At 74.9% G+C, this 23,151-nt stretch carries 21 protein-coding genes; 16 read left to right on the forward strand and 5 right to left on the reverse strand.

All coding sequences use genetic code 11. The features are described from left to right. The first annotated feature begins 106 nt into the window (after nt 1–106). Entirely contained in the window at nt 107–1,294 is a 1,188-nt protein-coding gene (locus S1361_RS29440) for a PP2C family protein-serine/threonine phosphatase (protein ID WP_208034915.1), read from the forward strand. Nucleotides 1,295–1,315: 21 nt separating this feature from the next. On the opposite strand, the gene S1361_RS29445 is transcribed toward S1361_RS29440, so the two are convergent. Then, nucleotides 1,316–1,819 (reverse strand): MarR family winged helix-turn-helix transcriptional regulator, encoded by a 504-nt coding sequence (locus S1361_RS29445; RefSeq protein WP_208034916.1) that lies wholly within the window; start codon nt 1,817–1,819, stop codon nt 1,316–1,318. A 150-nt stretch (nt 1,820–1,969) separates the two neighbouring features. Beyond that, nucleotides 1,970–2,857 (reverse strand): YihY/virulence factor BrkB family protein, encoded by an 888-nt coding sequence (locus tag S1361_RS29450; RefSeq protein ID WP_243769344.1) that lies wholly within the window; start codon nt 2,855–2,857, stop codon nt 1,970–1,972. A 246-nt stretch (nt 2,858–3,103) separates the two neighbouring features. Here S1361_RS29450 and S1361_RS29455 point away from each other — a divergent pair, with 246 nt between their 5' ends. The 6 genes from S1361_RS29455 (at nt 3,104) to S1361_RS29480 (ending at nt 9,640) form a co-directional block, all read left to right on the forward strand. After that, a complete protein-coding gene (locus S1361_RS29455) occupies nt 3,104–4,771 on the forward strand; it encodes a PP2C family protein-serine/threonine phosphatase (RefSeq protein WP_243769345.1) in 1,668 nt (555 codons plus the stop codon). Next, nucleotides 4,768–5,856 carry a cobalamin B12-binding domain-containing protein gene (locus S1361_RS29460; RefSeq protein ID WP_208034919.1) on the forward strand — a complete coding sequence of 363 codons (1,089 nt, stop codon included), beginning with the start codon at nt 4,768–4,770 and terminating at the stop codon, nt 5,854–5,856. Before S1361_RS29455 ends, S1361_RS29460 begins: the two co-directional genes overlap by 4 nt. Further along, on the forward strand, nt 5,853–6,251 hold the full coding sequence (locus tag S1361_RS29465; protein ID WP_208034920.1) for an STAS domain-containing protein: 399 nt from the start codon (nt 5,853–5,855) through the stop codon (nt 6,249–6,251). Before S1361_RS29460 ends, S1361_RS29465 begins: the two co-directional genes overlap by 4 nt. A 94-nt stretch (nt 6,252–6,345) precedes the next feature. Next, the gene (locus S1361_RS29470; protein ID WP_208034921.1) at nt 6,346–6,516 is read left to right on the forward strand and encodes a hydrophobic protein; all 171 of its coding nucleotides are present in this window, start codon (nt 6,346–6,348) and stop codon (nt 6,514–6,516) included. Between the two features lie 194 nt (nt 6,517–6,710). After that, nucleotides 6,711–8,258: an SDR family oxidoreductase gene (locus tag S1361_RS29475; protein WP_243769346.1), complete on the forward strand. Its 1,548-nt coding sequence runs from the start codon at nt 6,711–6,713 to the stop codon at nt 8,256–8,258. A 5-nt stretch (nt 8,259–8,263) separates the two neighbouring features. Further along, nucleotides 8,264–9,640: a cryptochrome/photolyase family protein gene (locus tag S1361_RS29480; RefSeq protein ID WP_208034922.1), complete on the forward strand. Its 1,377-nt coding sequence runs from the start codon at nt 8,264–8,266 to the stop codon at nt 9,638–9,640. 21 nt (nt 9,641–9,661) lie between these two features. Here the strand turns inward: S1361_RS29480 and S1361_RS29485 are convergent, their stop codons facing one another. Genes S1361_RS29485 through S1361_RS29495 form a run of 3 tightly spaced genes read right to left on the reverse strand, consistent with a single transcriptional unit; the run spans nt 9,662 to nt 13,226 of the window. Then, nucleotides 9,662–11,224 carry an FAD-dependent oxidoreductase gene (locus S1361_RS29485; RefSeq protein WP_208034923.1) on the reverse strand — a complete coding sequence of 521 codons (1,563 nt, stop codon included), beginning with the start codon at nt 11,222–11,224 and terminating at the stop codon, nt 9,662–9,664. Beyond that, complete coding sequence (locus S1361_RS29490; protein WP_208034924.1) at nt 11,221–12,003, reverse strand: methyltransferase; 783 nt, start codon at nt 12,001–12,003, stop codon at nt 11,221–11,223. The genes S1361_RS29485 and S1361_RS29490 overlap by 4 nt, the downstream gene beginning before the upstream one ends. 20 nt (nt 12,004–12,023) lie before the next feature. Continuing rightward, nucleotides 12,024–13,226, reverse strand: a complete 1,203-nt coding sequence (locus S1361_RS29495) for a lycopene cyclase family protein (RefSeq protein WP_208034925.1) — start codon at nt 13,224–13,226, stop codon at nt 12,024–12,026. A gap of 234 nt (nt 13,227–13,460) precedes the next feature. Between S1361_RS29495 and S1361_RS29500 the strand changes: the two genes are divergently transcribed. The 9 genes from S1361_RS29500 (at nt 13,461) to S1361_RS29540 (ending at nt 23,151) form a co-directional block, all read left to right on the forward strand. Further along, nucleotides 13,461–13,745 (forward strand): hypothetical protein, encoded by a 285-nt coding sequence (locus S1361_RS29500; protein WP_208034926.1) that lies wholly within the window; start codon nt 13,461–13,463, stop codon nt 13,743–13,745. After that, entirely contained in the window at nt 13,742–15,283 is a 1,542-nt protein-coding gene (gene crtI, locus S1361_RS29505; RefSeq protein ID WP_208034927.1) for a phytoene desaturase family protein, read from the forward strand. The genes S1361_RS29500 and crtI overlap by 4 nt, the downstream gene beginning before the upstream one ends. 49 nt (nt 15,284–15,332) lie before the next feature. After that, a complete protein-coding gene (locus S1361_RS29510) occupies nt 15,333–15,551 on the forward strand; it encodes a hypothetical protein (protein WP_208034928.1) in 219 nt (72 codons plus the stop codon). Beyond that, complete coding sequence (locus tag S1361_RS29515) at nt 15,548–16,570, forward strand: phytoene/squalene synthase family protein (RefSeq protein ID WP_208034929.1); 1,023 nt, start codon at nt 15,548–15,550, stop codon at nt 16,568–16,570. The genes S1361_RS29510 and S1361_RS29515 overlap by 4 nt, the downstream gene beginning before the upstream one ends. Continuing rightward, the gene (locus S1361_RS29520; RefSeq protein ID WP_208034930.1) at nt 16,567–17,577 is read left to right on the forward strand and encodes a DUF5914 domain-containing protein; all 1,011 of its coding nucleotides are present in this window, start codon (nt 16,567–16,569) and stop codon (nt 17,575–17,577) included. The genes S1361_RS29515 and S1361_RS29520 overlap by 4 nt, the downstream gene beginning before the upstream one ends. 723 nt (nt 17,578–18,300) lie before the next feature. Next, nucleotides 18,301–19,248 (forward strand): 2,3-diaminopropionate biosynthesis protein SbnA, encoded by a 948-nt coding sequence (gene sbnA / locus S1361_RS29525; protein WP_208034931.1) that lies wholly within the window; start codon nt 18,301–18,303, stop codon nt 19,246–19,248. Nucleotides 19,249–19,310: 62 nt separating this feature from the next. Beyond that, complete coding sequence (gene sbnB / locus S1361_RS29530; RefSeq protein ID WP_208034932.1) at nt 19,311–20,318, forward strand: 2,3-diaminopropionate biosynthesis protein SbnB; 1,008 nt, start codon at nt 19,311–19,313, stop codon at nt 20,316–20,318. Continuing rightward, the gene (locus tag S1361_RS29535; RefSeq protein ID WP_208034933.1) at nt 20,315–22,225 is read left to right on the forward strand and encodes an FAD/NAD(P)-binding protein; all 1,911 of its coding nucleotides are present in this window, start codon (nt 20,315–20,317) and stop codon (nt 22,223–22,225) included. Before sbnB ends, S1361_RS29535 begins: the two co-directional genes overlap by 4 nt. Then, nucleotides 22,222–23,151, forward strand: coding sequence for a homoserine O-succinyltransferase (locus tag S1361_RS29540; protein ID WP_208034934.1), 930 nt, complete (start codon nt 22,222–22,224; stop codon nt 23,149–23,151). Before S1361_RS29535 ends, S1361_RS29540 begins: the two co-directional genes overlap by 4 nt.

The following is a 23,151-nucleotide window of genomic DNA, read 5'->3' on the forward strand; positions in this document are numbered from 1 at the left end:
CGCCCGCGGCCGAACGCGGTGAGCGCCCACCGTTGCGCCGATCCTGCCGGAGGCCACCCCCGACCGCGATAGCGTGGAGGTCACAAGGGAAGAGGATGGAGACGCCGTGAATGCCTCTGAACCGGTCCCGTCCGTGGAAGCCCAGCTGCGCGCGGCTCCGCCCCACGCCCTGGTCGCCACCGCCGGCCGCCTGCTGGCGCAGCGTTTCGGCGCGCGGGAGGTGACGCTCCTCCTCGCCGACTACGGCCTGACCGTGCTGCAACCCGTCACCCACCTGCCGCACACCGGCGACCCGGTCTCCGCGCACGACGGTCCCGCCGGTACCGCCTTCACCACGCAGAAACCGGTGGTCGAAGTCATCGCCGACCCGCCCACCGAGCTGGTCCACCTGCCCATCACCGTCCGCGGCGACCGTCTCGGGGTGCTCTGCGTGCGCGTACCCGGCACCTCCATCGACCCGGGCACGGTCCTGCGGCTCGGCGACTTCGCCACCGCACTGGCCCACGAAGTCGCCACGGCCGGCCGGGACACCGACCTGTACCTCCAGGCCCGCCGCACCCGTCGGCTCACCCTCGCCGCCGAAATGCAGTGGGAGCTCCTCCCGGGCCGGGGGTGCGCACGCGACGAGTACGTCATCGGCGCCCACCTGGAGCCGGCCTACGCCATCGGCGGCGACAACTTCGACTGGTCCACCGGCGCCGACCACCTCACCCTCACCATGACCGACGGCATGGGCCAGGGCATCGACGCCTCCCTGCTCACCGCCCTCGCCGTCGGCGCGCTGCGCAACGCCCGCCGCGCCGGCATCGGCCTCGCGGACCAGGCGTGCCTCGCCGACCAGGCCGTCTACTCACAGTACGGAGGCAAGTCGTACGCCTCGACCCTCCTGCTGCACTTCGACCTCGCCACCGGCAGGGTGCACGCCGTGGACGCCGGTTCCCCACAGCTCTACCGCCTCCGCGGCACCATGATCGAACGCGTCGAACTCGAAGCCCAGCTGCCTCTCGGCATGTTCGAGGAGACCCTCTACGAGGAGCAGACGTTCCATGTCGAAGCGGGCGACCGCCTGGTCGCCATCAGCACCGGCGTGCACGGCACCCGCTCGGCGACCGGAGAGGTGTTCGGCGAGAGCGTCCTGCGCCAGATCCTGGGCGCGACCCGGCAGACACCTCCGCACGAGACGGCACGAGCGGTCGTCGCCGGGCTGCTCGAACACGTCGGCTCCGAGGGCCTGCTCGCCGATGCCGCCGTCGTCTGCGTCGACTGGAACGGCCGCCCCGCCGCAACCACCTGAGAGGCGGTCCCGTCCGCCGGCCTACGGCGCCTCCGGTGGCCGGAACGGCGTCTCGCCGTGTGCCGAGAGGAAGGCCTTCATGCCACGGACCAGCGCCGCGCGCTCCGCGGGCGCCATCCGGGCCAGCACACCGGCCAGGGCCTGGGCGCGCCGACGGGCCACGTCTCCCAGCACCCGGCGCCCCTGACCCGTGAGCCTCAGCTGCACCTCACGCCGGTTGCGGGGGTGCAGCGCGCGCTCCAGCATCCCGGCCGCCTCCAGCCGGTCGCACAGCCGGCTGGCCGTGGGAAGCCCTATGTCGAGTCGTTCCGCCAGGCCGGTGAGGTTCAGCTCCGGTGTCGTCTCCAGGGCCCTGAGCGCCCGCAACTGATGGAGGGACAGCCGTACGGCCGCCTCCTGAGCGGCGAGGGACCACAGGTTCGCAAGGCACTCCACGGCATCGGCGATCTCACGCGCACCGGCGCCGGGCTCGTCACCCGAGCCCTCAGCGCGATCGTCGGCGCCGCCGGGAAGAGTCACGAACACATCACTTTCCGTAAGATCCGGGTGCTGCGGGGACAGCCCATAATCTCTCGCTGTACCCGAGCGGTCGGAAGGCAAGCAGCGTTTGCGGCACGGGACCACCCGGCCGCACCGGCAGGCACGCCTGAGCGGCCTGCTCGTGGCGGGCGGCGGCTACGGGCGCCGAGCGGCGGACGCGGGACGATCGGCTCCTTTCCCCCGGGCGGGCTTCACCAGCTCCGCGTTGAACTGGGCGCCGACCAGGAGGGCCAGGTTGGCCAGCCACAGCCAGACCAGGAAGACCACGACACCCGCCAGCGAACCGTACAGCCGGTGATAGGTCGTGACGTGCGAGGTGTAGACGGCGAATCCGAGGGAGGCGACCAGCAGGAGCACCACCGCCAGGGCGCCACCCGGCGCCATCCTCCGCACCGGGCGGGAGGGCGCCGGACCCGAGCGGTAGAGGACCAGCACCAGGGCCACGGCGACCACGGCCACGAGCGGCCAGCGCAGAGCGTCCCAGGCGACCTGCGGCCCGGTGCCCAGGTCCAGCGCCCGGCCCAGCCGCCGGGCCAGGCCGCCGGTGAGGAACAGCGCCAGGGTGGTCGTCAGGAGCAGCGAGATCAGGACGAGGGCCGTGGCGACGATCCGCGGAGCGGTACGCCACAACGGCCGGTCCGCACTGATGCGGTGCATGGAGTGCAACGCCCGGCGGAAGACACTCAGGTAGCTGGAGCCCGACCACAGCGCTCCCGACCCCGCCAGGAAGATCAGCGTCCATGCCGTCGACGGCTGTCCGGCCATCTGCAGCAGCGTGCTGCGCAGCAGCTCGCGGGAGGCGACCGGGGCGGCCTGCGACATGCGGTCGATGACCTCCGGTTTGGCCGTCGGGACGGTCAGACCCACGATCGAGAGGATCACCAGCAGGACCGGGAACAGGGCCAGGACCGCGTAGTACGTCAGCGCGGCGGCCCAGTCGGTCACGTCGTCGTTCCAGACGGCCACCGGCGTCCGGCGCAACGCCGCCCACCACCGTGCCGTACGACCGTCTGCGTCCTCCACGAGGCGGATGCTCTCACCCCCGGTGCTCGGCCGTACCCCGGCCACGACTGCCGGTCGCCTTCCCGGAAACGCCGCCGTCATGCCCGGATGTCGTCGTCATGGCCGCCATCGGAACGAATGTGATGGTCCGGTGCGGTTTTCCAGGGCGGGTTGCGACGGTGGGCGCCGGTGCGGGACTGTTGCCGTAAGACATCTATTTCCCCATGGCAGGAAGGTGGTGGGGTGCGCACGTGCGTGCCTCCGCTTGTGTCTTCTTCCCCCGGTACCTCCGCCCGTCCGCCCGATGCCGGCCACACGGTCGGCGCGACGTGGACTGAGGCCCCCTGTCCCGTTCTCATCGTCGACCGCCACGGCGGTCTGGTCGACGTCAACGGGGCCGCCCGGACACTCCTCCCCGGTGCCGCCAGCGGCGACTGGCTGCACGAGCACGTCCCCTCCTGGCTCTGCGACGCTCACCAGCGCATCAGCGACGGGCTGCGCGGCGCGCGCGCCGAGCCGCTGAGCGGACCCATCAGGGAACGCCACTTCGAGGCGCACCCCACGGCGGCCGGCGACGGCGACGTGGTGTGGTGGCTGCTCGACGACACCGACCGCCGCCTGGCCGAGGCCGCGCTGACCGACGCGCAGACGCGCACCGAGATCCTCTCGCAGGTCTCCAGCAGGCTGCTGTCCACCCTGAACGTGCCGCGCTGCATGGAGGTGACCGCCTCCATGGCCGCGGAGCACATCGCCGACGCCGCGGTCCTCGTCGCCCCGCCGAAGGGGCGGCGCCACCCCCTGACCTACGCGGTCAGGGGCGGGCCCGTCACCCAGGTCACACGGCTGGTCGACGTCTCCGGCGTACCGGGCCTGACCGAGGCCCTGCAGGGCTTCCCGCCGGTACCGGCCCGGTGGATAAACCCCGCCGACATCCCCGACTGGGTCGCCCCGGACGGCTTCGCCGGCCCGGTCGGCTCCGTGATCGTCGCTCCGCTCCCCGGTCACGGCGTACCCGCCGGCGCCCTGATCCTCGTGCGCTCCAGCACGGAGCAGTCCTTCACCGAAGGCGAGGAGGTCTTCGCCCGGCTCTTCGCCGCCCGCGCCGGCGCCGCCCTCTCCGCCGCCCGCCTCTACGGCGAACAGGCCACCGTCACCGCCACGCTGATGCGCGAGTTGCTGCCTCCGCCGCTGAGCAGCGTGCACGGGGTGGAGTACGCCGGCGGCTACCGCGCGGCCAAGGACCACGAGCGGGTCGGCGGGGACTTCTACGACGTCCACCCCGGCTCCGACCCCTCCCAGGACACCCTCGTCGTCCTCGGCGACGTCGCGGGCAAGGGCCTGGACGCGGCCGTGCTCACCGGCAAGATCCGCAACACGCTGCACGCGCTGCTGCCGTTGACCGACGACCACCAGCGGGTGCTCGACCTGCTCAACGGCGCGCTTCTCACCTCCCGGCACGCCCGCTTCGCCACGCTGGTCCTCGCCTCCGTCCGCCGTCGCGGCAGCCGGGCCCAGCTCCGGCTGACCAGCGCCGGCCACCTGCCGCCGCTGATCGTCCGCGCCGACGGCACGGTGGAGGAGGTACCCGCCCACGGAACCCTGGTCGGTGCGCTGCCCGCCGTCACGGCGCACACGGTCCGGATGGTGCTGGCGCCCGGAGACACCTGCCTGCTCTACACCGACGGCATCACCGAGGCGCGCGGCGGCCCGCTCGGCGACGAGTTCTTCGGCGAGCACCGCCTGCGCCGGGCCCTGGCGGAATGCGCGGGCCTCCCGGCGGAAGCGGTCGTGGAACGGGTGCAGATGCTCGCCGCCGAGTGGCTGGGCGGGGGCCGCCACGACGACATGGCCGCCGTCGCCATCAGCGTCCCCCGAACCGGCCCGCTGACCGTGCTGCACGGACGGGCGGGCGCCAAGAACAGGAGGAGAACGTGAGGCACCCCACCGGGGCGGCCGATCTGCCGGACCGGCTGTGGCAGGCAGTGGCCGACGGCGACGAGTACACGGCCGTCGACATCCTGCACAAGGCAGCGGCCGACGGTGTGGACGAGGAGACGCTGCTCCTGGAGGTGATCGCGCCCGTTCAGGAGAAGGCCGGGGCCGAATGGGCCGCCGGCCGCATCACCGTGGCACAGGAACACGCCGCGACCGCCATCAGCGAGCGGGTCGTCGCCACCCTCGCCCACCGCCGCGCGGGACCCGGACGCCACGCCCCCGACCGTGGCCGGGTGACGGTCGGCTGCGTCGACGGCGAATGGCACGCCTTCCCCGCCCGGCTCGTCGCCGAGGTGCTCCGGCTGCGCGGCTGGCGGGTCGACTACCTCGGCGCCCGGATCCCCACCCCGCATCTGGTGGCCCACCTGCACGGGACCGACCCCGACGCCGTCCTGCTGTCCGCCTCGGTCCCCACCCGCCTGCCGACGGCCCACGTCGCCGTCACCGCCTGCCAGGCCGTCGGCGTACCCGTCCTGGCGGGCGGCCGGGCCTTCGGCGCGGACGGCCGCCACGCCCGCCTCCTCGGGGCCGACGGGTGGGCGGCCGACGCCCGCGGCGCGGCCGCCGTGCTGGAGACGGGTCTCGCCCGGCCCGGCCCGGCGGCGATCCGGCAGGTGGCGGACGACCTGCCGCACCTGGCCGACCAGGAGTACACGATGGTGGTCCAGTCCCGGCCCCTCCTCGTCAAACAGACTCTGGCCGACCTCGAAACCCGCTTCCCGGCCATGCGCGGCTACGACGACGCCCAGCGCGAGCACACCGCGCAGGACCTCGCCCACATCGTCGACTTCCTGGCCACCGCCCTCTACGTCGACGACCCCGGGATCTTCACCGCGTTCCTGACCTGGACGGCCGAGATCCTCGAAGCCAGGCACGTGCCCGCCCGTTCCGTGGCGACCGGCCTGGACCTCCTGGCCGGGCAGCTCCGCGAGTTCCCCCGCACCCTCGGCCTCCTCCACGCAGGCAGTGCCGTCGTGGCCGCCCGCCCCACCCGTCCTGTCCCCGGCCCCCACCCCAAGGCATGACCAACCTGCACCCCACCGAATTCACCGTCACCGTCTACCGCACGGCCGGCACGCTCACCGTGCGGGTGGCCGGCGAACTCGACTACGACACGAGCGACGGCCTGACCGACATGGTCGCCCGGCACCTGACGGCCGACCAGGCCGAGCCGAGCGACGTACGCCTGGACTTCCGCGACCTGACCTGGATCGACTCCTCGGGCCTGACCGCCCTGCTGGTGGTCCGTCGCCGTACCGCCGCCGTCGGCGCCACACTGCACCTGGACCACCGGCCCGACGTCCTGGAGCGGATGCTGCGTCTGACGAACGTGCTGGACCACCTCACCGCCCCGGCGAGCGGCGAGGGCACGACGGACCGCCAGGAGGAGGACGGCATCACCGGGACGAGCGTCAACTGACGGCTGGTGCCCGGTCTTTCCCTTCATAAACAAGCCATTGTCGGGGCGTATGGGTGGGATTGAAGGGCAGACGGGCGCCAGGAGGTTGATACACATGGTTCCCCTGCTTCTCGTCCTGCTTCTGGCACTGATCCTCTTCGGAGCCGGCTTCGCGCTCAAGGTCCTCTGGTGGGTCGCCGTGGCCGTGCTCGTGCTGTGGCTCCTCGGCTTCGTCATGCGCTCCACCACGGTCGGCGGTGGCCGCAGCCGGTGGTACAGATGGTGATCTGACACCCGCACACCCCCTCGCAGGGCCCGGCCGACGGACGGCCGGGCCCTGCGTGTGTGCCCGGCACCACCGGACGTCACCCGGTTGCCGGGCGCACCCGGTGCATCCGGACGGCCGGGAGGCACCGTTGTGGGTACCGGGAGACGAGGGGGCGCGACGGCGCCCGGACGACTACGGAGGCGGCGGTACACGTGGAGGACGCGAGGCTCTGTCTGGTGACCGGCGCCGCCGGCTACATCGGCGGGCGACTGGTGCCTGAGCTGCTGGACGCCGGGTACCGGGTGCGCTGCCTGGTGCGCACGCCCCGGAAGCTGCGCGACCAGCCGTGGGCCGGGCGGGTGGAGGTCGTGCGGGGCGACGTCACCGACGCCGGCTCGGTGGCGGCGGCGATGGAGGGTGTCGACGTCGCCTACTACCTGGTGCACGCGCTCGGCACCGGCCGCGACTTCGAGCAGACCGACCGGGAGGCGGCCCGTGTGTTCGGCGAGCAGGCCCGCGGGGCCGGCATCGGACGCCTGGTCTACCTGGGCGGGCTGACCCCGGCCGGCGTGCCCGAACGGGAGCTGTCCCCGCACCTGCGCTCCCGCGCCGAGGTGGGGCGCATCCTCCTCGGCTCCGGCGTGCCGACGGCCGTGCTGCGGGCCGCCGTCATCATCGGCTCCGGGTCCGCGAGCTTCGAGATGCTGCGCTACCTCACCGAACGGCTGCCGGTGATGGTCACCCCGCGCTGGGTGCGCACCCGCATCCAGCCGGTCGCCGTACGGGACGTGCTGCGCGTTCTGGTCGGCTGCGCCGGGCTGCCCGCCGACGTCAGCCGGGCGTTCGACATCGGCGGCCCCGAGGTGCTGACGTACGTGGAGATGATGCGGCGGTACGCCGCCGTCGCCGGGCTGCCCCGGCGCCTCATCGTCCCCGTGCCCGTGCTCACCCCCGGCCTGTCCAGTCAGTGGGTCGGCCTCGTGACCCCCGTACCGGCCGCCCTCGCCCGCCCGCTCACGGAGTCGCTGCGGCACGAAGTGGTGTGCCGGGAGCGGGACATCGAGCGCTATGTACCCAGCCCGCCCGGCCACCCGATCGGTTTCGACCGCGCCGTCGCCCTCGCGCTGGAGCGCGTGCGCGACGCGCAGGTCGCCACCCGCTGGTCCTCCGCCTCCGTACCGGGAGCGCCCAGCGACCCGCTGCCCACCGACCCGGACTGGGCGGGCGGCAGCCTCTACACCGACGTACGCGAACGCCACGCCGAGGCGGCTCCGGCCGCGCTCTGGGACGTCGTCGAGGGCATCGGGGGCGAGAACGGCTGGTACTCGTTCCCGCTGGCCTGGGCGGTGCGCGGCCGGCTCGACCGCCTCGCCGGCGGAGTGGGCCTGCGCCGGGGACGCCGGGACGCCCGCCGGCTGCGGGTGGGCGACTCGCTGGACTTCTGGCGGGTGGAGGAGATCGAGCGCGGGCGGCTGCTGCGGCTGCGCGCCGAGATGCGGCTGCCCGGCCTGGCCTGGCTGGAGATGCACGTCGACGCGGACGGGGCCGGCGGCGCCCGCTACCGGCAGCGGGCCGTGTTCCACCCGCACGGGCTGCTCGGCCAGCTGTACTGGTGGAGCGTGTCGCCCTTCCACGCGGTCGTCTTCGGCGGCATGGCCCGCAACATCGTCCGTGCCGCCGAACGCGTGCAGCAGCGCGGCACCGCCGCCCGGCCGGGCGACGCGGACCGACCCGGCACCGCGTCCCACGAGAGAGGCTGACACCGATGCGTGTCTCGGTCGTCCTGTTCACCTCCGACCTCCGTGTGCACGACCACCCGCCGCTGCGCGCGGCCCTGGCGGCCGCCGACGCGGTCGTGCCGCTCTTCGTGCGGGACCGCGCCGTGGCCGCGGCCGGGTTCGCCACCCCCAACCGCAGCGCGTTCCTCGCCGACTGCCTCACCGACCTCGACGCCGCGCTGCGCGAGCGCGGCGGGCGGCTCGTGGTGCGCTCCGGCGACCTGGTGGAGGAGGTGTGCCGCGCGGCGCGCGAGGCGGACGCCGACGAGGTGCACCTGGCGGCGGCGCACAGCCGCTTCGCCACGCGGCGCGAGGAGCGGCTGCGGCGGGCGCTGGAGTCCGACGGGCGCCGCCTGTCCGTGCACGACGCGGTCACCGTGGCCGTACCGCCCGGCGAGGTGACCCCCGCCTCGTCCGACCACTTCGCCGTCTTCACGCCGTACCTCCGGCGCTGGACGCAGGTCCCGCTGCGCGCGGCCCTCGACGCCCCGCGCCGCGTCCCCGTCCCCGACCACGTCCGGGGCGAGCCGCTGCCCGCCCGTGGTTCCGTCCCCGGCGTCTCGCCCGCCCTGGCGCCCGGCGGGGAGAGCGAGGGCCGCAGGCGGATGACCGCCTACTGGCGCACCGGACTCGACGCCTACGACGACACCCGCGACGACCTGGCCGCCGACGCCACCTCGAAGCTCTCCGCGCACCTGCACTTCGGCACCCTGTCCGCGGTGGAACTCGTCCACCGGGCCCGCCGCCACGGCGGTCCCGGCGCCGAGGCGCTGGTCCGGCAGCTCGTCTGGCGCGACTTCCACCGCCAGGTCCTGGCCGCCCGCCCCGACGCTGCGCACACCGACTACCGCACCCGGCACGACCGCTGGCGCACCGAGAGCACCGCGCGGGACGACATCGAGGCGTGGCAGGAGGGCCGCACCGGCTATCCGGTGATCGACGCGGCGATGCGGCAGCTGCGCCACGAGGGCTGGATGCACAACCGGGCCCGGCTGCTGACCGCGAGCTTCCTGACCAAGACGCTCTACGTCGACTGGCGGATCGGCGCCGCGCACTTCCTGTACTGGCTGGTCGACGGGGACGTGGCCAACAACCAGCTGAACTGGCAGTGGGTGGCCGGCACCGGCACCGACACCCGCCCCAACCGGGTCCTCAACCCGGTCACGCAGGCGAAGAAGTACGACCCCGGTGGCGCCTACGTGCGTCGCTGGGTGCCCGAACTGCGGGGCGTGGAGTGCCCCGCGGTCCACGAGCCCTGGAAGCTGCCCGGCCCCGACCGGGCCGCGCTGGACTACCCCGACCCGGTGGTGGGGCTGGCCGAGGGCCTGGAGCGCTTCCGCCGGGCCCGCGCCCGTCCGCAGTGACCTCGTGTCCGCCGGCCGTCGTCAACCGCGGCGGGTCGCGCGCGCCGCCCGCCGCAGGGCGGCCCAGCGGCCACCGCCGGGCACCGTCCACAGCGGGTGCCCGCGCAGACCCCAGCGCTCCAGCAACGTGTTGGCGGCGAGGAAGCCGCTGGTGGCGGCGCGCTCCATCAGGGCCACCGGCAGATCCGTGCGCACCGTGTCGCCCGCGACGACCAGACCCGGCACGGGCGTGCGCACGGTGGGCCGGTCACCGTGTCCGCCGACCGGGAACAGCGGGCAGTCGGCCCGCCACTCGTGGCGGGCGTCCACCACGCGGGCCCGGCCGGTCTCCGGGTAGAGGCGGTGCAGCGCGGCGAGCAGCTCCTTCTGCCACCGCTCCCGGTCGGTGTCGCCGGGCAGGGCGTAGGCGTGCAGTTCCACCACCGAGCCGCCGGTGCGGGCGGCCCAGCGGGCGGCCTCGCCCTCCCAGCGGTCCAGGACGCTGACGTTGTCCAGCGGGCCGTAGCCGCTGGTGCCCAGGAAGCCGGGCCGGTCGCCGCGCACCGGCCGGTCCAGCCACAGCCGGGAGACCAGGAACGGCGGCGCGGTGCGCAGCCGCGCGATCCGCTCGCGCCACGGCTCGTCCCCGAGGTCCGCGGACCGGGCGACCAGGGCGCGCAGGGCGCCCGGGTCCGCGGCCAGCACCACGGCGTCGCAGTGCTCCTCCCCGCCGCCGGCGGCCACGGCGAAGCCGCCCCCGGGCAGGGCCGTCACCGACTCGACGGCGGTCGCCGTGCGCAGGAGCGCCCCGCGGCGGGCCAGATACCCGGCGAGCGGATCCCACAGTGCCTGCGGGAACGGCTCGGTGGGCACGTCGAACAGCAGGCCCTCGGCCGATCCGAGGAAGTAGATGTGGAACATCAGCGCCATCTCCGCCGCCGACAGCACGCGCGGGTCGGCGAAGAAGCTGCGGGAGAAGACCTCGAAGGCGAGATGCCGTGCCGCGGCCGGGAAACGGATCTCCTCCAGGAGGTCGTGGGCGCTGGTCGCGTCCAGCCGGTCGTACACCTCCGGTACCCGCACGTCGAGCAGCCCGAGCGCGGCCCGGACGTTGATCCGGGCCAGGTCGCGCACCCGGAAGGAGGGGCTGAGCGCGACGAACCCGAGCGCGCCGAGCGGCGGGGTGCGCGGGACGTGCCGGAAGCCGTCGCGGGCGCCGTCCGCGTGCCGCAGGGGGTAGTCGGGCAGGCCGGTGAGGCGGGACAGGGCCGGATCGGTGCGGCGCAGCAGGGCACGCAGGTTGTAGTACTGGCGGAAGAAGGCGTGGAAGCCGCGGCTCATCGTGACCGTGCTCCCGTCGGCCAGCCGCGTGGGCCGCCCGGCCAGCCGGCCCCCGAGTGTCTCCTCGCGCTCGTACAGGGTGACCCGCACCCCGCGCTCGGCCAGCGCGGTCGCCGCGGACAGCCCGGCGATGCCGCCGCCGACGACCGCTGCGCGCGGGGCCGAGGCGGGGTCCGCCCGCAGCGCCCCGGGCGGTGCGGGCAGCAGCCGGGCCAGCCGGTCGCGGCCCGGGCGGGGCAGGGGCCGCCCGGCGCGGCGGGTCACCGGGGGCCTTCCGCATCGACGCCGCCGCACCCTGCCTCGTCCGGCCGGCGGGCCACCACGGTGTACGTGATGCCGGTCTGCCAGCCGGGCAGCGGCAGCACCCGCACCCGCTCGAAACCGGCCCGTTCGACCCGTCGGCCCAGGGCGCCGGCGGTGTCGAAGGCGACGACACTGTGCCACAGGTGGCGGTAGAGCGGCCCGTCGCCGAGCAGGGTGGCGACCGGCAGGAGCAGTCCGCCGCACACCGCGGTCCACACCGCCCGGTGCACGGCCCGGCCGCTCAGCGCGTACTCGTGCACCGCGAGGCGGCCGTGCGGTGCGAGCAGCCGGCGGGCGGTGGCGAGTACGGCGTCCGGGTCGGCGGTGTTGCGCAGCAGGTACGCGGCGAAGACCGCGTCGAACGGGCCCTGCACCCCGGCCTCGGCCAGCCGCTCCACCGGCGCGTGGACGAAGCGCACCGGCCGGGGCCGGCGCCGCGCGGCGGCCCGCCGGAGCATGCCCGCGGAGGCGTCGACGGCGGTGATGTCCGCGCCGGGCAGTACGGCGGCCAGCGCGGCCGTGGACGCTCCGGTGCCGCAGCCCAGGTCGAGCACCCGCAGCCCGCTCCCGTCCGGCGGCAGACCGAGCCGCCGGACCGAGCGGCGCAGCTGGGCGTGGTATCCGGGGTTGGCGGCCACCAGGGTGTCGTAGCTGCGGGCGGCGTGGTCGAAGGCGCCGGCCAGTTCGGCGTCGCGCAGGAGCGGGGGCCGGGTCCGGGGTGTGCGGGGTGACGGGGGCATACGGGTCGTGGCTCCGGGGGTCAGGCGGCGGGAGAGGTCCGGCGCGGGACGAAGGGCAGGGTCAGGGCCGAGGCGAGCATGGGGGCGACCGGCACGTGCGCGCCGATGCCCAGGTCCTCCGCCAGGCCGGTGCGGCCGTCCAGGAAGCGCAGCAGCCGCGGTGCGGGCACGCGCGTGAACAGGCGGGTGAAGAAGGCCGGTCCGTCCACCCGGCCGCGGTCGAGTGCGTGCAGCAGGACGGCGTCCATGAGACGGGCGCGGGCGGAGTGGGGGCGGGGCGGGAGCGGCCGCCGCCCGCTGTGCAGGGCGGCGGCGACCGCGGCCGTCTGCCGCTGCACGGCGCTGAAGGTGTAGCCCGTCGAGGGGCGGGTCGCGCCGGCGCACGCCCCGATCCGGTACACGTCCGGCGCGGCCCGCCGGGGGAAGCCCGCGTCGGTCATCGGGATCACGCCCTGCTCGCACCCGGTCACCTCGTACCCCTCCAGGCCCAGCACGCGCCCCGCGTAGTCGCGCAGCGCCCGGTCGTACCCGGCACGGTCGAGCAGCCGGCCGGAGAACTCCGTGTACTCCACGAGCGCCTCGCACGGGCCGACGGGCAGCACGTAGCCGAAGGACAGCCCGTGCGCCGGCTGCGGCGTGCGGAAGTCCATCAGCTCCACGACGGACGGATCGAAGACCGGTCGCGCGGTACGGACGAACCAGCCGCGGAAGTGCTGGAACAGCGTCGTACGGGCGGGTGGCAGGCGGGGCAGCGGGCGGGAGTCGAACACCCGGCGGGCGCGTACGGCGACCCTGGTGCCGTCCGCGCGCCGCGCGTGCACCAGGGCGCCGCCGCCGGGCGCCGGGGTGATCCGGCCGACGGCCGCGTCGACCCGGGCCACCCGTCCGCCGCTCGCCGCCATCGCCCGGCCGGCCAGTTCCTCGAAGGCGTCGGAGCGCAGCATCTTGTAGTGCAGCGGGGCGATGCCGGCGGTCACGGCCGCGCCGTCGGCGCCGTGGACGCGCAGCCGCTGCCAGGAGGCGGTCAGGGCCTCGTCGTAGGGGCCGCCGTCCGGTTCCCAGAAGCACCAGGTGCGCGGTGCGGCCCGCCCCGGGCCGGGCGGGGCGGCCAGCAGCACCGTGTCCAGCCGCCGGGCGTGCGCCGGCGGACGGGCCAGGCGCAGCGCGAGCGACAGCCCCGCCGCGCCGGCCCCCACGACGGCCACATCGGCTTCCAGCTCCACGTCCCTCGCTCCTCTCCCGCCCGCCGCGTCCGGCGGCCGTCGCGTCCCCCGCGCGGCCCGCGTCCCGTGGTGTGACGTGCGTCCGGCCGACCGGACCGTACGGATGCGGCACCCGGCGTGTCGCGTGTCACCCGCCTCGGAGCGCACCGCATCACCCGAACGGCGCAGCCGCTTCGGCGCCCCGCGCGGAAGGGACACAGGCAGGCGATGTCACGACCGGCGAGAGGAACCGCGATGCGCTGCACCCAGGACACCCACCGGGACCCGGAGCCACCCGGCGCCCGCCCACGGCACGCTCGCGGCCACCACCGGGCAGCAGGCCGCGGCCCGTCCGGCGCGTGTGCGTTGTCCGCTGGGGTCACCGGGGTGTTCGGCGCGTGTGTGTCGCCCGCCGGGGTCACCGGCCTGTCCGGCGCCTGTGTGCCGCCCACCGGGGTCACCGGCGCGTTCGGGCAGCTCCCCGGACCGGCCGGGGGGATGCCGGGCGCCGCCGCGCACGGCTACGGAGGCGTCCGGTGAGCAGAGCGGTGAAGGGGCCCACCGATCATGTCGTGGTCGTCGGTGCCGGCCTGGCCGGCCTGTCCGCCGCACTGCACCTGCTCGGCGCGGGCCGCCGGGTGACCGTCGTGGAACGCGACGCCGGGCCCGGCGGACGCGCCGGCCGGATCGAGCGGGGCGGCTACCTGATCGACACCGGCCCCACCGTGCTGACCATGCCGGAGATCGCCGACGAGGCGTTCGCGGCGGTCGGCGCCTCGCTGTACGACCACGTCGAGCTGATCCCGCTGCATCCGGCCTACCGCGCCCGCTTCGCCGACGGCAGCAGTCTCGACGTGCACACCGACGCCGACGCGATGGAGGCGGAGGTGGAGCGCTTCGCCGGCCCCGGTGAGGCCGCCGGCTACCAGCACCTGCGGCACTGGCTGAGCGAGCTGTACCGCGCAGAACGGCACCGGTTCCTCGACGCCGACTTCGACTCGGCGCGGCAACTGCTCGGGCCCGGCCTGCTCCGGCTGGCCCTGCTCGGCGGCTTCGGCCGCTGGGAGGCCGCCGTCGCCCGGCACCTGCGCGACGAACGGCTGCGCCGCGTCTTCACCTTCCAGGCCCTGTACGCGGGGGTGCCCCCGGCGCGCGCCCTGGCCGCCTACGCGGTCATCGCCTACATGGACACCGTCGCCGGCGTCTGCTTCCCGCGGGGCGGCATGCACGCCCTGCCGCGCGCGATGGCCGAGGCGGCCGCGGAGGCCGGAGCCGTCTTCCACTACGGACACGCGGTCACCCGGCTGGAACGCTCCGGCGACCGCGTCACCGCCGTGATCGCCGGTCACCAGCGCATCCCGTGCGACGCGGTCGTCCTCACCCCCGACCTGCCCGTCACCTACCGCCTGCTGGGCCGCACCCCGCGCCGTCCGCTGCGGCTGCGGCACGCCCCGTCGGCGGTGGTCCTGCACGCCGGCTGCGACCGTACGTGGCCCGAACTGGCCCACCACACGCTGTCCTTCGGCCGCGCCTGGCGGCGAACCTTCGACGAACTCACCCGTACCGGCGACCTGATGAGCGACCCCTCGCTGCTGATCAGCCGGCCCACCGCGACCGACCCCGCGCTGGCCCCGCCCGGCCGCCATCTGCACTACGTCCTCGCGCCCTGCCCCAACTCCGCCATCGGGCCCCGCGCCGCCGACTGGACGGACCTCGGCCCGCGCTACCGCGACAGCGTCCTGCGCACCCTGGACCGCCGGGGCCTGGCCGGTATCGCCGCCGCGATCGAGGAGGAGTGCCTGGTGACGCCGGCGGACTGGGCCGCGCAGGGGCACGCGGCCGGTACGCCGTTCTCCGCGGCGCACACCTTCGCCCAGACCGGCCCGTTCCGCCCCCGCAACCTGGTGCGCGGCACGGCCAACGCCGTCCTCGCCGGCTGCGGCACCACGCCCGGCGTGGGCGTGCCGCCCGTGCTGCTGTCGGGCAGACTCGCCGCCGCCCGCCTCACCGGCACCGCCCGCACCACCACCCCGCGACCCGCCGGGACACCGGCCCGCCCGGCAGGAGCCCGCGCATGACCCGGAGCGCCGGGGTGCCGGCCCGCGCGGCAGGAGCCGGGCGTACGGCATGGAGCGCCGGCCCGCCCGGCAGGAGCCCGCGCATGACCTGGAGCACCGGGGTGCCGGCCCGCGCGGCAGGAGCCGGGCGTACGGCATGGAGCGCCGGGACGCCCGGCAGGAGCCCGCGCACGACCCGCAGCGCCGGGGTGCCGGCCCGTCCGAGGGGAGCGGGCGTATGACCCGCAGGGCCGGGGCGCAGGCCCGTGTGCAGGAGGTGTGGTCGTGACGGCGCGGGAGCTGGACGCCGCCGGTGTCGCCGGTGCGGAACTGCGGGCCGCCTACACCCGCTGCCGCGAGCTGAACGCCCGGCACGGCCGCACGTACTTCCTCGCCACCCGGCTGCTCACCCCCGGCCGGCGCCCCGCCGTGCACGCCCTGTACGGCTTCGCACGCTGGGCCGACGACATCGTCGACTCCCTCGACAGCACCGCCGGCCCGCACGCCCGCGCCCGCGCGCTCGACCGGCTGGACGCCGATCTCGCCCGCGGCCTGGCCGGTGGCACGGGAGCCGAGCCGGTGGTGCGGGCGCTCGCCGACACCGCCCGCCGCTACGCCATCGACCACCACCACTTCGCCGACTTCCTCGCCGCCATGCGCAGCGACCTGACGACCGTCTCCTACGCCACCTACACCGACCTGCGCCGCTACATGCACGGCTCCGCCGCGGTGATCGGCCTGCAGATACTGCCCGTACTCGGCACGGTGGCGCCCCGCCGGCAGGCGGAGCCCTACGCCGCCGAACTGGGCGTCGCCTTCCAGCTCACCAACTTCCTGCGGGACGTGGGAGAGGACCTCGACCGCGGACGCGTTTACCTCCCCGAGGACCTCCTCGCCGCCCACGGCGTCGACCGCGCCCTGCTCCGCCACTGCCGGGCCACCGGCCGTTCCGAACCCCACGTCGTGCGCGCGCTGCGGGAGTTCGCGTCGCTCACCCGCGCCGCCTACCGGCGCGCCGCCCCCGGCATCGACCTGCTCGACCCGGTCTCCCGGCCCTGCATCCGCACCGCGTTCGTCCTGTACGGCGGCATCCTGGACGCCGTCGCGGGCACCGGTTACGCGGTACTGCACCGCCGTGCCGCGGTGCCCCGGCGGCGCCGGGCACTGGTCGCCGCGGACGGCCTGGTGCGGGTGACCGCGGCCCGCACCGCCGCACGCCTGGCCGGGCGCCGGGCCGTGCCGCCCGCCGTACCTCCGGCCCCCCGCACCGCCGCCCGCTCCCCACGCGGCCACGAGGAGGTCACGTGAGCCCCGCCCCGCCGTCCCGTCCCCGGCGGCTGCCGCTAGGCCTGCGCCGCGCCCCCGTCGCCTGGGAACGCCAGCGCCCCACCTGGCGCGAGGCCCGGCCCGCGCTGATCGCCGAGGCGCTCGAACGGGCCCTGGCCCGTCCCGCCGGCAACTGGTACGTCGTCGGCGCCTCCCGCGGCCTGCGCCCCGGCCGGCCGCTCGCCCGCACGGTCGCCGGGCGGGAGATCGTGCTGTGGCGGAACGGAGAGGGACGCCCGGTGGCCGGGCCGGGAAGCTGCCCGCACCTGGGCGCCCCGCTCGGGGACGGCGCGGTGCGCTGCGGCACCCTGGTGTGCCGCTGGCACGGACTCGCTCTGGACGGCGGGCCGTTCGCGGGCTGGGAGCCGTACCCGGCCCACGACGACGGGGTGTTGCTCTGGGTACGGCTGGACAAGGCCGGTGCGGACCCACCCACCGGCCGCCCGCCGGTGCCGGAGCGCCCCGCGGTGGCCGGGGCACTGACGGCCGTGTACACCGGGGTGGGCCGGTGCGAGCCCGACGACGTGGTCGCCAACCGCCTCGACCCCTGGCACGGGGCGTGGTTCCACCCGCACTCCTTCGCCGACCTCACCGTGGTCGGGGTGCCCGGACCGGACGGGGACGGCGACGCGTTCACGGTGGACGTGTCGTTCCGGGTCACCGGGCGGCTGGTCGTCCCGGTGCGCGCGGTGTTCACCGCACCGGGGCCGCGCACGGTGGTGATGCGGATCGTGCGGGGCGAGGGGGAGGGGTCCGTCGTGGAGACCCATGCCACCCCGCTCGGCCCGGACGTGCTGGGCCGGCCGCGCACGGCGGTCGTGGAGGCCGTCGTCGCCACCTCCGGCCGGCCGGGGTTCACCGCCGTCCGCCACGCCGCCCCCCTGCTGCGCCCCTTGGTCCGGGCCGCCGCCGCCCGCCTGTGGCGCGACGATCTGGCCTACGCCGAGCGCCGCTGGACGCTCCGCTCGTCCGGGCGTCTCCCCGGCTGAGCGCGGGGCGGGCGTCCGGCGGGCAGCGGCTGTCGTAGGCGTTTCATCTGGCTGTCATAGACGCGTCACGGAGAGCGAGTTAGAGTTGCCCAAAGATCACGCACTGTGGCCACACCGGCAGTCCGTGACGCACCGGCAACACCATTGCCACGGGGGAAGGGGAAAGGCGTGCACGTCACGCATGCGCTCGTCGCACCGAGGGAAAGCCGCTCCGGACCGTCGGCGGCGTCGGTCCGCGAGGAGTCGGACGACCACTTAGCGCTCATCGAGGCCCTGTCGCCAGGGCGAGCGAACTCCCGTCCGGCCGACCGGAGTCGGCGGCAACCACACCGCGTAGAGCGGTGTCCTGACCAGTACGGCGGATTCCCTCCGACGCGCCGGCGACTCGCCGCATCCGGGGACGAGCCCTGCGCCGCCGCCCGGCCCGCCCCGTGTCCGCGAGCCCGGGCACGCCTTCCACTCTGCCGCACCGGACAACTCATCGACAGACCAGGCACGTTGCACGGCTGAGACCGCGCTCTCCCGACGTCCGGACGGACGGGGTGGGCAGCACCCCGTCGGCGCGCCGCGGCTCCCGTCCGTGCGATCTCCCACGCCGGTCCCGCCCCGCGTCGGCCTGCCCGTGCTCCTGCCGCGCCCGGGGCGTCGTCGTCATGCCGTCGGCACCGCACCGCAGCACTCGTACCACCTCCGTCACGTTCAACCTGTTTCCGAAGGTGCTCGATGATCTTTCGCAATGCGTACGACCTGGTCCTCGACGACCTTTTCCTCGACCTGAGCGGTTTCGTCCCCGGCGTCGATCTCACGCTCAAGATCGAGGGACTCAACCTCGCCGGGTCCATCAAACTGAAGGCGGCCGTGGGCCTCCTGGAGGACCTGGAGCGCCGTGGCCTGCTCAAGCCCGGCGGCCGGGTCATCGAGTCGTCATCCGGCAACCTCGGCATCGCGCTCAGCTCGGTCTGCGCGGCCCGCGGCTACCGGTTCACCTGTGTCGCGGACCCCAACACCGCGACCACGAGCGTCCGTCTGATGCGGGCGTACGGCGCCGATGTCGTCATCGTCGACCGGCGGGACGCCAACGGCGGCTTCCTCCAGTCCCGTATCGACCACATCCACGCCCGGCTGCGCGAGGACCCCGGCCTGGTGTGGCCCAACCAGTACGCCAACAAGGCCAATCCGCAGGCGCATTACCGGCGCACCGCCCCGGCCCTGCTCAAGGAGCGCGAGGTCGACGTCCTCTTCGTCGGCGCGGGCACCACCGGCACCCTCAGGGGATGCGCCGAGTACTTCCGCGAGCACTCGCCCGGCACCCGCATCGTCGCCGTCGACACGGCCGGCTCGGTCACCTTCGGCTCCTCCCCGGCCCGCCGGCACATCCCCGGCCTGGGCACGAGCCGGCGCCCGGAGATCTTCCGCGACGGACTCGTGGACGAGGTCGTCATGGTGCCGGAGGCCGAGGCGGTGCGCATGTGCCGGCGGCTCGCGACCGGGCGGGGCGTCCTCGCCGGCGGCTCCACCGGGTCGGTGCTCGCCGCGGTCGAGACCCGGCACCGCGACATCCCCGAGGGCGCCTCGGTGGTCGCCATCAGCCCGGACCTCGGCGAGCGCTACCTCGACACGATCTACGACGACGACTGGGTCGGCGAGCGCTTCGGCGCCGTCGACGACTGACCCGGACCCCGTCGCCGTCCCCGCACGACCGCGCACCTCGCACAGAAATCGAAGGAGTCACCATGTTCGAATTCGATGTCGTCACCGGCCGAACCGTCCGTGACATCGTCCGGGACAGCCGCCGGGACATCGTCCGGGTCGTACGCGACACCTACCTGGCCCACCACGCCGGGCGTTCCGTGAACCCGGACAGCTACTTCCTGCGCTTCCCCGAGAAGCCGGCGGACCGGATCATCGCCCTGCCCGCCTACCTCGACGGCGAGCGCGAGGTCGCCGGCATCAAGTGGATCGCGAGCTTCCCGGCCAACATCGAGCGCGGCATACCCCGCGCCTCGGCCACGCTCGTCCTGAACGACGCCGAGACCGGCTACCCGTTCGCGCTCCTGGAGGCCTCGCAGATCAGCGCCGCACGCACCGCCGCGTCGGCCGTCCTGGCGGCGGACGTCCTCACCGGGGGGCGCAAGGGCGGCCGGCTCGCGGTGGTGGGCGCCGGCATCATCGCCCGCAACATCCTGGAGTTCTTCCACGCCGAGCAGTGGACGTTCGAGCAGGTCGCGGTGCACGACCTGAGCCAGGAGTACGGCACGGCCCTGGCGGCCCACGCCACCGAGCGGCTGGCGTACCCGGCGTCCTACGCCGAGACCCTCCAGGGGGCCGTGTCCGGCGCCGACGTGGTCGTCTTCGCGACCACGGCCGGGGAGCCGTACGTCCTCGAACCCGGCGCCTTCGCCCCCGGGCAGATCGTCCTCAACATCTCCCTGCGGGACATCGGCGCCGAGATCATCGCCGGCTCCTACAACGTGCTGGACGACGTCGACCACTGCCTGAAGGCCAACACCTCCCCGCACCTGGCGGAACAGAAGTACGGCAACCGGGACTTCGTCACCGGCACCATCGCCGAGGTGATCAACGGCGAGGTCACGGTCGGCACGGACAAGCCGGTCGTCTTCTCCCCCTTCGGCCTGGGCGTCCTGGACCTCGCCGTGGGCCTCGAAGTGCACCGCGTCGCCGCCGAGTCGGGCCGCGTCACCGCGATCGCCGACTTCTTCGGGGAGACCGAGCGGTGGTGACGACTTCCCTCCGGCGGACGCCGGTCGCGGGCACCGTCGGGATCATCGGCCTGGGCTCGCGGGGCATCGGCGTCCTCGAACGCCTCGTCACCCGCGCCGCGCGGCCGGACTGGGCGGGCCGCCGGCTCGTGGTCGAGGTGGTGGACCCGGACGGCACCGGCGTCGGCATCCACACCGTGGACCAGCCCGACCACCTGCTGCTCAACACGATCTGCACGCAGGTGAGCCTCTTCCCCGAGGAGGCGACGGTGGGCGCGGCCGTCGGCGACCGGGGTCCCGACCTGTACACCTGGGTGACGGACCGGGGCCTGAAGGTGGCCGACGACGGTCACACCCTCGGCGACGAGGGCCGGCCGGTACGGCCGGACGACTACCTGCCCCGGCGGGTGCTCGGCGAGTACCTGGCCTGGTTCCTGCGGCGCCTCCTCGACCGCGTCCCCGAGAACGTGGAGATACGGTTCCACCGCGCCACGGCGACCGGCCTGTCCGCCGGCCCGGACGACTCCCGGCGGATCACCCTCGACACCGGCGAGACCCTGCCGGTGGACTCGGTCTTCCTCACCACCGGCCACACCCCGCCGGCCGCCCCCGACCCCGAGGCACCGGGAGCGTCCCGCCGTATCCACGAGATCTACCCGCCCGCCGCGGCCTTCGCGGCCGTCACCGCCGGCCGGACCCTCGCCCTCGGCGGCACCGGCCTGTCGGCCATGGACGTCCTCGCCTCGCTCACCCTGGGCCGGGGCGGCCGGTACGAGGCGGCCGACGGCGGCCTGCGCTACCTGCCCAGCGGACGGGAACCGCGTGTCCTGCTGTTCTCCCGGACCGGCATCCCCTTCCGGGCCCGGCCCGCCGCCAACCGCACTGGCGGACCGTACCGGCCGGTGGTGTTCACCCCCGAGGCCCTCGACCGGCTCCGCTCCACCGGGGACGACCGCCCCCTGAGCCTGCGCGGCGACCTGCTTCCGCTGCTGCGCACCGAGATGCGCATCGCCTTCCACCGCCACGGCGCCGCCCTCGCCCGGGGCACCGAAGCCGAGGGCGCCCTGACGGCGAAGCTCCGGGCGGCGGCGGACGCGGGCACCCTGGACGACGAACTGCGCGCCCTCGACCTGGCACACGCCGAGCGGTTCGGCCACTTCGACCCGCAGGATCTGCTCTTCCCCGACGGCGCCGAGTCCGACTCCAGCGACGCCTACCAGAAGTGGTACGAGGAGCGGTTGCGGTCGGACCTCGTGGAGGCCCGGCTCGGCCTCGGCGGCAGCCCCACCAAGGCCGGCCTGGAAGTCCTGCGCGACCTGCGCGACGTCGTACGCCACGCCGTCGACTTCGGCGGCCTGGACGAGGACTCCCACGACGAGTTCTACGGCTCCTTCACCGCCACCCTCAACCGCTCGGTGACCGGCCCGCAGCTCGACCGCCACGAGGAGCTGCTCGCCCTGCTGGAGGCCGGGATCGTCAGCGTCCCCTTCGGGCCGGCACCGCGCGTCGAGTGGGACGGCACGGCGTGGCGGATCTCCTCCACCCGGCTCGGCACCGGCCACAGCGCACGGGCCGACTGGCTGGCGTACGCCACCTCGGGCCAGCCCGACGTCGAGGCGACCGGCAGCCCGCTGCTGGCGGACCTCGTGGCCGGCGGGCGTCTGTGCCGGCACCGCCCCGGCGCCCGCAGCAGCCTCGGTGTCGACATCACGGCGGACCAGCATCCCGTCGCCGCCGACGGTCGGCCCGACCGGAAGGTCCGCGTCCTCGGCCCGCTCTGCGAGGGGGCCACCTTCTACAACCACTACGTGCCCTCGCCCGGCGGGCGCAACCGCGCGCTGGCGGACGCCGACCGGTGCGTCACCGCCGTACTGGCCGAACTCGCCGCCGCCACCGAGCCCGAGACCACCAGGAGCCCTGAGCAGTGACCCTCATCGTCCCCACCCGGATCGACGCCGTCGACCAGCTCACCGAGGAAGGCATCGCGGTCACCGTCGAGCCCCGCGGGGCGGGCGCCGCGATCCCGGCCGTCGAACTCGCCATCCTCAACCTGATGCCGGACAAACCGGTCACCGAGACCCAGCTGCTGCGCCTGCTGTCCGGCGCCGGGCTCCCCGTCCGCGTCACCCTCCTGCGCCCCCGTGACCACGTCTCCAGGAGCACCCCCGAGACGTACCTGAAGGAGCACTACCAGACGCACGAGGACGTCGCCGACCGCCGTTTCGACGCCCTGATCGTGACCGGCGCCGCCGTCGAGCTGCTGCCCTTCGAGCAGGTGACGTACTGGGACGAGCTGCGCGGCATCATGGACTGGGCGCAGGAGCACGTCACCTCGACCCAGTACGTCTGCTGGGGCGCCCAGGCCGCGCTGTACCACCGGTACGGCATACCGAAGCACGAGCTGCCCGCCAAGCTGTTCGGCAACTTCCCGAACAGGCTCACCGACCCCTCCTCCCCGCTCCTGGCCGACTTCGAACCGGTCGTGGCGGTGCCGCAGTCGCGCCACACCGAGAACCTCCGCGCCGACTTCGAGAAGACCGGGGAGCTGCGGATCCTGGTGGAGTCGCCCGAGTCCGGGGTGCACATCGCCGCCGGCCGGGACGGCCGGGAGCTGTACGTCTCCGGGCACCCCGAGTACGACCCCGACACCCTGCTGCGGCAGTTCCGCCGCGACCAGGCCAAGGGCGCGGACATCGCCCTTCCGGTCAACTACTTCCCGGACGACGATCCTTCGGCGGACCCGGTGGAGAACTGGCAGGATCACGGACGGCTCTTCTACCGCAACTGGCTGCGTGGTCTCACGCGCGGCGGAATCCCCCTGGCCGACATCACGGCCGAGAAGTCAGGAGTGTAA

The sequence above is a fragment of the Streptomyces cyanogenus genome (genome assembly GCF_017526105.1).
Taxonomy (GTDB): domain Bacteria; phylum Actinomycetota; class Actinomycetes; order Streptomycetales; family Streptomycetaceae; genus Streptomyces; species Streptomyces cyanogenus.